The organism is Micromonospora arborensis (assembly GCF_003205615.1).
GTDB classification, from domain to species: domain Bacteria; phylum Actinomycetota; class Actinomycetes; order Mycobacteriales; family Micromonosporaceae; genus Micromonospora; species Micromonospora arborensis.
This window is the reverse complement of record NZ_PYBV01000186.1, coordinates 1-345: the sequence shown is the minus strand read 5'-3', so window position 1 is coordinate 345 and position 345 is coordinate 1. Positions and strand designations below refer to the sequence as shown.

Below are 345 nucleotides of genomic sequence, written 5' to 3'. Positions count from 1 at the left end.
GGTCGCGTTCCATCAGCCGCTCGTGGAGTTCTCGGCTGCCCTATGCGACATCGGCCAGGTGCGCGTTGCGGCCCAGGGTGCTGGGCGGGGGGCGGTGGACGGCGACCACGTTGCGGATGCGGCCGGGGCGAGGGCGAAGCACGGCAAGCCGGTCGGCGAGCAGCACCGCCTCGTCGGTCGAGTGGGTGACGAAGACGATGGTCGGCTTGTTCTCCATGTGTACGCGCTGGAGTTCGCCGGAGAGTTCCTCGCGGGTGAGCGCGTCAAGCGCGGAGAACGGCTCGTCCATCAGCATCACCCGGGGCTCACCGATCAACGACCGGCACAGCGACACCCGCTGCTGCA

General features: G+C 69.3%; 1 pseudogene. It reads right to left on the bottom strand.

Annotated features, from left to right (window positions below):
- Positions 1-43 precede the first annotated feature (43 nt).
- Positions 44-345, bottom strand: a pseudogene (locus C7C45_RS33370) (ABC transporter ATP-binding protein); the annotation flags it as partial.